Source organism: Pseudomonas fluorescens, assembly GCF_902497625.1.
Classification (GTDB): domain Bacteria; phylum Pseudomonadota; class Gammaproteobacteria; order Pseudomonadales; family Pseudomonadaceae; genus Aquipseudomonas; species Aquipseudomonas fluorescens_BQ.
This window is the reverse complement of the sequence record NZ_CABVGX010000044.1, coordinates 38,489-48,771: the sequence shown is the minus strand read 5'-3', so window position 1 is coordinate 48,771 and position 10,283 is coordinate 38,489. Positions and strand designations below refer to the sequence as shown.

Sequence of the window (10,283 nt, the reverse complement as noted above, 5' to 3'; positions counted from 1 at the left end):
CGCTTCATTCCCGACCTGTACGCCCGGCAACCGGGCGGGCGTCTGTATCGCACCGGCGACCTGGCCCGCTATGGCGCCGACGGGAGTCTTGAATACGCCGGACGCATCGACCATCAGGTAAAAATTCGCGGTTTCCGCATCGAGCCGGGAGAAATCCAGGCGCGTCTGCAAGCCCTGCCGGCGGTGCAGGACTGCGCGATACTGACCCATGAAGGGCCGAGCGGGCTGCAACTGGTTGGCTACGTGATCCCGCGCGAACCGGCGACCGCCGAACTGCGCGAGCACTTGTTGAGCGACCTCAGGTCACGGTTGCCGGACTACATGGTGCCGGCCCATCTGCTGTTCCTCGAGCACTTTCCGCTCAATGCCAACGGCAAACTCGACCGCCAGCAATTGCCGACGCCGGACGCGAGCCTGTGGCGGCAAACGTATGTGGCGCCGACCACTGCGCTGGAGCAGGCGCTGGCCGAACTCTGGCAGCAGGCGCTGGGGATCGAGCGGGTGGGCGTTAGCGATAATTTCTTCGAACTGGGCGGGCACTCGATTCTGGCCATCCAGTTCATTTCCACCCTCAAGGCCCGGCTGAATATCGAACTGCGTCTGCAAGAACTGCTGGCCCATCCGAGCATTGGTGCGTTGGCCTCGTTTATCTCGCGCAAGCATCGCGAACAGAGCCAGTGCGTGGTCCGTCTGAATACCGCACCGGCGACTGCGCCTAACCTGTTTTGCGTACACCCCAGCGGCGGCATTGTGTTCTGCTATCAGCCATTGGCGAAAAAACTTCAGGGCCAGGCATCGGTGTATGGCGTGATGCATCGCGGGTTCAATCAGCAACAGAACGATGGGCAAACCTGGGACGCGATGATTGCCGACTACAGCCGCGAAATCATCAAGGCGCAACCGCAGGGGCCTTACCATTTGCTGGGCTGGTCACTGGGCGGCCCGATCGCGCTGGACATTGCCGCCATTCTCGAAGGCCTGGGGCATCAGGTGGCATTTCTGGGCCTGGTGGACAGTACCGTGCCGGAGCAGCTGTACCCGGGCGGACTGCCACGCCATCGACACCTGCACGGCGAGCAGCCAGGCAGTGATGCGTCGGAAGAATTACGCGACGCTATTGGCTATTTTGACCTGCTGTTTCCCACCCTCACTGAGCGCACGGCTGCCTGGCTGCGAGACTCGCCTCACGGTTCGGTGAAGCAGTTTTATGACTGGGCGGCGGGGTTGGTTGAGCCTGGCCAGGGTGAGTTGTTGACGACTGTGCAGAACATTAAAACCGAGGTCATGAATGCCCAGGCATTTTCGGTGCATGAGCGGTTGGTCGAGGCGTTCGACGCCTTTACGTTCAAGCCTGTCGACGTTAAGCCGAGCTGTTGGTGGGCGGTGCCGGAGAAGACTGCGCAGGAGTTGGCTTTTGCCGAGGCATTGATCACGCGTTGTAGCCGGTCGGGAGCGTTGAATTGCTCGCTGTATTCGCCGGAACCGCATCGCAGCATGATTTTTGATGAGGGGTTGATTGGGTCGGTGGTGGAGGTGTTTTTGGGGGTTGATCGTTGATCTCTTTTCTGCGCGGTGCTCACTGTGGCGATTGGGGTGTATATCCGTTTTTTTGGTGATGGCCAGTATTGGTTTCGCCCTTACGGCGAGTCACTTGGAGAAGCCTGCGCGGCCCGACACCAAGTAACCAAGTGCTCTTGCCCCTGACGTCCGGTGGCTCGCTTAGGCTCGCCATGCCTTCGCTCCCGACGGTGCGCTAACAGCCACAGCCGCCGAGGCGGCCTGGTAACCGACCTGGCTCACGGTATTCCGCCCCCACACAAATCCGTGTAGCAGCTGGCGCAGCCTGCGTCCGGCTCGGGCCGCGATCGGACGGAGCAGTCGTAAAATCAGGCGGCGCGGTTTGATAGATAAACGCATGCTCGGGATCGATGACGACGACGACGAAAACAACGACAACCACGACGACTGCTGTGCTGCCGGACGCAGGCTGCGCCAGCTGCTACACGTTCTGTGGCGCGTCGGGTTGAATGGGTCTAGCAGACGAATCTGGGAGCTGCTTTGCTTTGCTTTGCTTTGCTTTGCTTTAGATCTTGATCCGGCTTTTGATCTTGATCTGCCCCGTCGGCAGGCCGAGCGCAGGTTCTGCGCAGTGGGCAACCCGGCAAGGATGCCGGGTTAGCTGCCCCCGGCCATGGATGGCCGATGGCAGCGGGCCCACGGAGCAGGACCGGAGCGAGGGTATGGCGAGCACTAGCGAGCCACCGTACGTCAGGGGCGCAGGCGCTTGGTCACTTGGCGCTCTTCCAAGTGACTCGCCGTAAGGGCGAAACCAATATCAGCCATCACCCAAATAATGGATAAAAACCCAATCACAACAACCCCGCCAATAACCCAGCACCCAACAAAAAGCCCAACCCGCAAAATCGCGGATCGGGCTTTCTAATCTAAGAGTAGGAATCAGAACTCAGGCGTATATTTCACACTGAACATCACATTACGCGGATCACCATAGTTGTTGTTGCCATTAATCTGGTTGTAAGCCGGCGTGAAATAACCCTTGTCAAACAGGTTGTTGGCATTCATCGCCAGCTCGATCTCCGAGGTCAGCTGATAACCGACACGGGCATTCCAAACCGTATAGCCCGGCACATTCACAGAGTGGTCGAAACCCACCGTATGCGTCTGCGCAGTAAAGCCCAGGCCAGTGCTCACGCGATCCCAGTCGCCGCTGAACTGATAGTTGCCCCATACACGCAGCATGTGTTTCGGCGTCCACCAGCTGAAAATCTTGCCTTCGTTATCCGGGTCATCGATGTATTTAGTGGTGTTGTAGGTGTAGCCTGCAAACAGCTGCAGATTGTCGATTACCTCACCACTGATCTCCGCATCCAGACCCTGGCTGCGCACTTTGCCCGACGCTTGCGAGCAATTGCCGTTCTCGCAATCTACTGCACCCACATCGGTGATCGAACGGTTTTCCTGGTCGTAGCGGAACAATGCCAGGGAGGTGTTGACCCGGCCATCCATCAATTCGCCCTTGAGGCCTATCTCATAGTTGCTGCCGATAATCGGTTCAAGAACCGAGCCGTCTGCACTGCGCTCTGTCTGCGGGATGAACACGTCGGTGTAGCTTGCGTAGACAGCCCATTCACGGCTCAGGTCATAGATGACGCCGGCATAAGGCGTGACTTCACCGGTTTCGTTAGTAGTGCTGTCAGGCTCGGCCGTTAGGCTGGTTGCGGTCTCGGTCCACGACTTGTAGCTGTAGTCGTACCAGCTGACCCGCGCGCCGGCTACCAGCGTCAGGTCGTCGACCGGCTTGACCCGCCAGCTGCCGTAGAGACCTTTCTGGCGGACGTCATATTCGCTTGGAAAACCGCGGCCACCGGGGCTGTTGAGCAAACCATCGTAACTGATGTCTGGACGGTCGTGATTGATGTCGAAAATATTGTCAGAGCTGTTGTTGAACGTTCGAGCGTATCTGTCATCGGTGGTCAGCTTGGAATAGTTGCCGCCGAACATGACTTCCTGCTGCATGGACAACGCTTCGAACTTGCCGGTGACGTTCATATCCAGCGCGACCTTGGTTGAGTCCAGGTCCGTCAGGAAGTCAGCGTATTGCACACCGGTGCCCGTCGGGCTGATGGCACCCTGAACGCGCTGGTTCTTCGACTTGTTAGTTTCGGTCATGCGTACCGCGCCGACCTTCATTGCCCAATCGTCGTTGAAACGGTGTTCCAGATCGGCGTAGAGCGTGGTGACATCGATGTCCGTATGGTTCCACTTGGCTCCGGTGTAGGTCTTGCGTGGCAGGTCAATGGGTTTGCTGTCGGAGTAGCGCGGGAAGCCGCGGACATTCGCGCGGGATCGGCCGTCGGAGTGGCTCACCGCCAGGCCCAGCGTCGTGGCTTCGCTCAGGTCGAAGTCCAGCGCACCGTACAGTGAGGTGGTTTTGTACCATTCGGAATCGACGAATGAGTGACTGTCGTCCTGGTCAGCCAAAAAGCGTCCGCGCACAGTGCCCTCCTGGTTCAGCGGACCGCCAGCGTCCACCTGCAGACCATAGTGGTCCCAAGACCCGGCCTTGCCTGTCACGGTGACTTTCGGTGCGGCGCCGGCGCGTTTTCGCACCAGGTTGACCGCGCCGCCGGGGCTGCCAGTGCCTTGCAGCAGGCCGGATGCGCCACGCAGCACTTCCATGCGATCGAAGAAAATCAGGTCCTGCGTGGCCCAGTTACCCAGCGCATAAGTGTTACGCGGGATCGGCACGCCGTCGTATTGCCAGTCATCGATCTGGAAACCGCGCGAGGACAGGATCAAGCCGCGGCCGACACCTTGGGCGCCGACCAGGCCGGTGGTTTTATTTGCCGCGTCCTTGAGGTCGACAATGTCCTGATCGTCCAGTTGTTTGCGAGTGATCACCGTGACCGACTGCGGGATTTCCTTGAGCGTATGGGTGCCCTTGCCGATGGTCACCGCATTTGAAGTGTACGAGTTGGAGCCATCAGTGGTTGCATCGACGCGCTGCCCGCTGATGGTGGTAGCGCCCAGTTCCAGGCCCTCAGCCGAACTGCCGCGCACCAGCATCAGCGTATTACCCTCAAAGCTGTAGCGCACCCCAGTACCGCCGAGCAACTGCGCAATGGCGGCTTCGGCGCTCATCTTGCCGCTGACACGAGTGCTGCGCAGGTCAGCCATATCGCTGGCGTTATAGATCACCTGCTGATTGGTTTGCACGCCGAATGTCTGCAATGCCTGAGGCAATGGCTGAGCGGGAATGTCGATCGCGAAATCTGCCGCGAAAACTTGCGCACTGAACGGCACCAGACAGGCCATGCCCAACCCGGCCAGCGCGTGACGCGGGCGCAGGCTGCGAGAAATGACCAAGGCTTTGAACAGAGGTTTCAACTCGTGAATTGCTGACATCGTGCTCTCTATTATTGGTAGAAGTGAATAAGCGGGCATCGAGCCCGACGCTGTCTGGACGTCAACACCGCCGCTGACGGGCGCCTCCAGGCACCTCGTCAATCACCGGCCACACCGCGCCCCTCCCCGGGCAGCGGTCGTTAAGACAACGGAAAAATTCTTGTAGAACTGGGCAAATCAGGCGTATGGGGCGGCCCTGCCCCACCGGATTCTTCTGCTCACGTTAGTAAGACGCAGCACCGCGCAAAAACCGGAATGAGTTTATTTATCATTAGCGATAATTCTCAAAAAAAAGGCCGACGTCTGAAGCGTCGGCCCTTTGTTCTGGTTTTTTCAGCTGGCTTGTCCGGCCTTGGCGTCTTGCATCTGCCGGGCCTTTTCGGTCAGCAAGGCTTTTTCTTCCGGGCTCATCGCGTCCAGGCGCCACCTGACCTGGGCGATTTTTTCCAGTTGCCCGGGGCTGATCTCGCAAGCGCGCAACGCCGACGCCAGTGCCGCTACAGTCGGATGATCAAAGACCAGACCCGGCTGGATTTCGCACTGCAGCGACTTGCGAATGCCCGCAACCAGTTTGATCACCAGCAACGAATGACCGCCGGCGGCGAAGAAATCCTGATCGACAAACAGCCTCTCGACACCCAATAACTGCGCCATGCGCGCTGCGAGTATTTGCTCGAGTGCATCTCGCGGAGCTACGCCTGATGCATCGTTCGACACAGCCGCGAGCTGCTGCAAAGCCTTGCGATCAATTTTGCCATTGGCCACCCGAGGAAAGCTGTCGATGAGCTGCATCCGCTGCGGCACCATGATGCTCGGCAGGCGCAGCATCAGTTCGCCGCGCAGGCTCTCGAGCAGCTCGACCGACGGTGCCTGTCGTGGCACGATGAAAGCCAGCAGTCCCTCCTCCGCCGTCACGCCGTGCAGCACCAGTGCCTGCGCGACCTGCGGCAAACGCAGCAGTTCTGCTTCGATCTCGGCCAGTTCAATACGGAAACCACGCAGCTTGACCTGTTGATCGCGGCGCCCGTGCAATTGGATCGTCAGGTCAGGGCGATAGCGGGCCAGGTCGCCTGTGCGATACAGCCGTTGCGTAGCATCGAACGGGCTTTGAATGAACGCCAGTGCATCGGCCTCGGCGTTCAGGTAGCCGCGACACAGTTGCGCGCCGCCCAGGTATAACTCGCCCTGCACACCGACCGGCGCCAGTTGCAAAGCGTCATCCAGCACGAACACCTGATTGTTGCCCAACACCTGGCTGAGCACGCCCGTGTCCCCGCCGTCAGCGTTCAGTTGCACCGGATGAATCAGTACGCCCACCGTGGCTTCAGTGGGACCGTAGTGATTGAACACTCGGCAGTCCTTGCGCAAGCCGGCAATGCGCGTGAGCAGCGCCGCAGCGATCGGTTCACCGCCGAGGATCAGCGTGCGCGGCAATTGCGCCTGGTCACTGTCGAGCAGCGCCGCCAGGTGCGAGGGCACAATCTTCAGGCAATCGATCGCCTGTTGTTGCACGAATTCGGCGAACAGGTTGGCGTCCTGCATTTGCGTATCGCTGGCGACATGCAGTGTCGCCCCGTTGAACAACGCCCCGAACAACGCGGTGTTGCCAAGATCTGCGGCCACGGTGGAGGTGAAACCAACCTGTTTGCATTGCTCGAGGCCGAGCGTCTGGCTGACTTCGGCGATGTAATTGAGCAATTGCCGATGTTCGATGACCACGCCTTTGGGCACGCCGGTGGAGCCCGACGTGAACAGCACGTAAGCAACGTCTTCGCCATTGGTCTCTAGCGTAACAGCGGTGGCCGATGGCGCGGCCGGCTGCAGCAGTTGCGCAAGCGTTGTTACAGGCAGCGCGGCGTCATGCCATTGATCAAGACAGGCCGCATCGACCAGTAACAGGCCAGCGTCTGCCTGCTCCAGCATCATCGCCTGACGCGCCAGCGGCCACTGCGGGTCCAGCGGCAGATACGCCGCGCCGATCTGCCAGGCAGCCAGCATGCCCACTACCAGATCAGCCGAACGCGGCAAACTCAGCGCGACGATCGCGCCACGGCCCAGCCCTTCTGCTTTCAATGCCCCGGCCAGCGTTTCGACGCGCGCCTGCAATTGCCCGTAGCTCAGACACTGCTGCGGGTCGTTCAAGGCGATCACATCGGGAGTGAGCCGGGCGTGTTCGGCGATGCGTTGCGGCAGCCAGGGCCCTGATACTGCACGCTGAGGCGGATTGATTGACAGCAGGCGCACCTGCTCGGCAGGCGCCAGCAACGGCAAGCAACTCAGCACGGCGGCGGGGTCCGCGACAATGGCTGCGAGCAACACGCAGAACTGCGCCGTCAGGCCATGAATGGCCTCGACCGAATAACCTGAATCAGCGAAACGTACCGCCAGCGCAGTTGCACCGTCGGCATCATCGAGCTCGACGTCCAGCATTAACTCATACAGCGCTTCTTGCACCTGCGACCGTTCTGCGCGCTGCCAGTCCAAGCTGCCGGACGCCGTCAGTGGCGACGCGCGTCGAGCGCGGAAACCATAAGCGGGCCGGGCGGCGAGCGGTGCCAGTTGCGCTGACCAGTATTCCTGCCAGGTGCGGTGCGCCTCCAGATGAGCCGCGACTTCCACCAGCCAAAGGTCGAACCGCATGTCCTTGCGCAGCGACAGGTTGAGCGGCAGGCTCTTCTCGAAAACACCCACGGCGTCGGCGAAATACTCGTAGTCGCAGCGACTGTCATGGCGCACGCCAACCAGCATCTGCTCAGCGCCGCTCAAGCGTCCCAGCAACAACCACCAGGCCGCTTGCAGCACGGCGCTCGGCGGTTGCTGCAGGAAGTCGGCCACCTGCTGCAAACCACTGCGCAGCGCGGGTTCCAATGCGACCGTCAACAGCCTGTTCGCCGGCGCGGAATCACCAGCAGTCTGGCGATAAGCCAGCCATGGGCTGCACAACTCGCTGCTCGCGTCGTGCAGATGCGCTTGCCAATAAGCCCGGGCGCCGGCAGCGTCTTCGTCGAGCACCACTTCACTGCGCCATTGGAGGTATTGGGTGAATTCCCCCGGCGCCTCTTCGCCCTGCGCCAGGCCGTGCTCATACGCTTGCTGCAGTTGCTGACGGATCAGTTGCAGCGCACTTTCGTCACTGCTGTGCCGGGCCACACCCAACACCAGTTTCCAGCGGGTGTCCGCGAGGCGGAAAAGCACCGCTTGCGCATTCTCGGACTCGCCGATGACGAACGAGCGCGCCGCCCATTCGGCGATCTGCGCGTCGACGTTGCTCGCCGTCTCCATCCGAGTCTGCACCGTCAGCGCAAAGCGTTCGGCGCTGCCTACGAACTGTCGCAGGCCATGAAAACCCGGCGCCCTGCCCAGTCGCGCAACGAGCAATGGTTGCTGGGCCAGCAGGCCATCCAGTGCACGTTGCAAACGCTGTGGATCGAGATCGCCAATGATCTCGATAGTGAGGAAATGCAGCGCATCCCCGCAGACTGGTGCCTTGGGCAACTGATCCAGCAATAGCTGCTGTTCAGGGGTCAAGGCGTAACCCGGATGTTGCGAGTCCATCGTGACTTCGTTCATGCGCCGGTGTCCTCGGTATTCATTGCGACTGTGGCGATAGCTGCCTGAGCGCCTTGAAGGGCGTTGCGGTCGAACATGTCGCCCATGGCCACGACAATTTTGCGCGGGCCTTCATACGGATCCCGGGCGTGCGCCACGAGCATGTTGTCGAGCAGGATCGCATCGCCTTTGTGCCAGTCGAAGCGCACCGCGCATTCTTCGTACAGTTCGCCGATGCGTTGCATCACCTCGTGTTCGATCGGCGTGCCGTCGCCGTAATACACCTGACGCGGCATGCGCTCCAGGCCGAACATCGACAGCAGGTCTTCACGCACATCCGGCTCGAGCCAATAGATGTGATGCAACTGCACCTGGTTGAAAAACGATTTGGCCCCGGTCAGCGGATGGCGAATGATCGCCGGGCCCGGCGTACGGGTTTGCAGCTCATCGTTGTCGAGCCAGCGCCACTCAATGCCACCGGCGCGGCAGCGGGCCTCAACCTCGGCGCGGTCCTCGGTCTTGAAAAAGTGCTGCCACGACACGTCGAGCTTGTCGGTGAAGGTGCGCACGTACAGCAGGCCTTTTTCCTCGAACGTGTCACGCATTTGCGCCGGGAGTTTTTCGTACATCAGGCGGCAATCGACCACCGGCGTCGCGCCGCCCACCGCAGCGGCCTGCTCGCAGTAAAACATCTGCTTGCGCGGCCAGCGGTCCTGGTGGGAGCTCTCGTTGTGGAACAGGATCATCTTGCGTTCCGGGTACGGCGTGGAGCGGTACGTGTTCTTGCCGCCCTCCTTCTTCGGCAGATCGCCATACTGGCCGTACAGACCCGGCTGTATCGCTTCGGCGAACGCCTCGAAGCCCTGAATGCCGTTCAGTGCAAAACCGCGGAAAAGGATGCCGGCGTGCTCGGCGAGTTTCTTTTCGATCAACGGCCGGTGCTGATTGATCCACTCGATCAGGTCCAGCTGCGGCTCATTGGGCTCCAGCAACAGCGGGAATGGCTGCGGCGCCGCCAGCAGGGATTCCCGCACCGGTGAAAGCTGAATCCTTGCCTCCGTGCCTGCGGAGCGTTTGAGGAATTTGCCCAGCTTGTCGGCTTTGGGTCCGGGGACCGCAGGCCGTACGGTAACGGCGAGAGGTTCGACTGGCATGCTGATAGCTCCCAATTGAATGTCCTGATCAGCGACGATCTGTTCCAACAGGGCTATCCAGGCCTTGACCAGGGACTGAATGCGCTCGTGTCCGAACAAGGTTGTGGAGAATTGCCAATTACCCAGCAATTGCCCTTCTTCCTCGTCAACGAACAACGCCATGTCGAATTTAGAATGGGTCTCCAGCGCCGGCAGCGATTCCACGCTCAAACCGCCCATTGCCTGGACACTGCCCGGCAGGTTGTTCATCACGAACAACACCTGCACCAGCGGATTCATGCCTTTGTGGCGCGGCACGCCCGAGGCGTCGACGATCATGTCGAACGGCAGGTCCTGATGCTCAAGGGCGCTGAGCAAGGTTTCCTGGGTCTGCGCGAGGAAGTTCGAGAAGGAAACGCTGTTGTCGAAGCGCGAACGCAGCGGCAGCACGTTGACGAAGAAGCCGATCAGCCGCTCCAGTTCCGGCTGTTCGCGTCCGGCCACGTCGGCGCCGACCAGCACATCCGCCGCACCGCTGACCTGGTGCAGCAACACCTGGAATGACGCCAGGAGCGTGCTGTACAGCGTGACGCCCGCGTCCATCGAGCGCTGACGCAGGGCGCGGCTCAGCTCGACGGTCAGGCGGAACTGCACCGCGTCGCCCTCGTAGGAGGC

General features: G+C 60.6%; 5 protein-coding genes (1 of these 5 cut by a window edge). 2 read left to right on the top strand and 3 right to left on the bottom strand.

The window, feature by feature from the left end:
* On the top strand, positions 1-1,557 hold a 1,557-nt coding region (locus F8N12_RS22005; protein WP_150582270.1), incomplete at its 5' end, for an alpha/beta fold hydrolase.
* A gap of 358 nt (positions 1,558-1,915) precedes the next feature.
* Positions 1,916-2,179: a hypothetical protein gene (locus tag F8N12_RS27695; RefSeq protein WP_191623205.1), complete on the top strand. Its 264-nt coding sequence runs from the start codon at positions 1,916-1,918 to the stop codon at positions 2,177-2,179.
* A gap of 278 nt (positions 2,180-2,457) precedes the next feature.
* Here the strand turns inward: F8N12_RS27695 and F8N12_RS21995 are convergent, their stop codons facing one another.
* The 3 genes from F8N12_RS21995 to F8N12_RS21985 all read right to left on the bottom strand — a co-directional run.
* A complete protein-coding gene (locus tag F8N12_RS21995; RefSeq protein WP_150582269.1) occupies positions 2,458-4,926 on the bottom strand; it encodes a TonB-dependent siderophore receptor in 2,469 nt (822 codons plus the stop codon).
* Between the two features lie 333 nt (positions 4,927-5,259).
* The gene (locus F8N12_RS21990) at positions 5,260-8,496 is read right to left on the bottom strand and encodes a non-ribosomal peptide synthetase (protein WP_150582268.1); all 3,237 of its coding nucleotides are present in this window, start codon (positions 8,494-8,496) and stop codon (positions 5,260-5,262) included.
* On the bottom strand, positions 8,493-10,283 hold the final stretch of the coding sequence (locus F8N12_RS21985; RefSeq protein ID WP_150582267.1) for a non-ribosomal peptide synthase/polyketide synthase. It continues 11,778 nt past the right edge of the window; only the last 1,791 of its 13,569 coding nucleotides appear in the window; its start codon lies beyond the right edge, outside the window; the stop codon is at positions 8,493-8,495. The genes F8N12_RS21990 and F8N12_RS21985 overlap by 4 nt, the downstream gene beginning before the upstream one ends.

Coding starts and splice junctions, on each gene's coding strand:
- F8N12_RS27695 (WP_191623205.1), top strand. CDS start 1,916: ATGCTCGGGATCGATGACGACGACGACGAAAACAACGACAACCACGAC.
- F8N12_RS21995 (WP_150582269.1), bottom strand. CDS start 4,926: ATGTCAGCAATTCACGAGTTGAAACCTCTGTTCAAAGCCTTGGTCATT.
- F8N12_RS21990 (WP_150582268.1), bottom strand. CDS start 8,496: ATGAACGAAGTCACGATGGACTCGCAACATCCGGGTTACGCCTTGACC.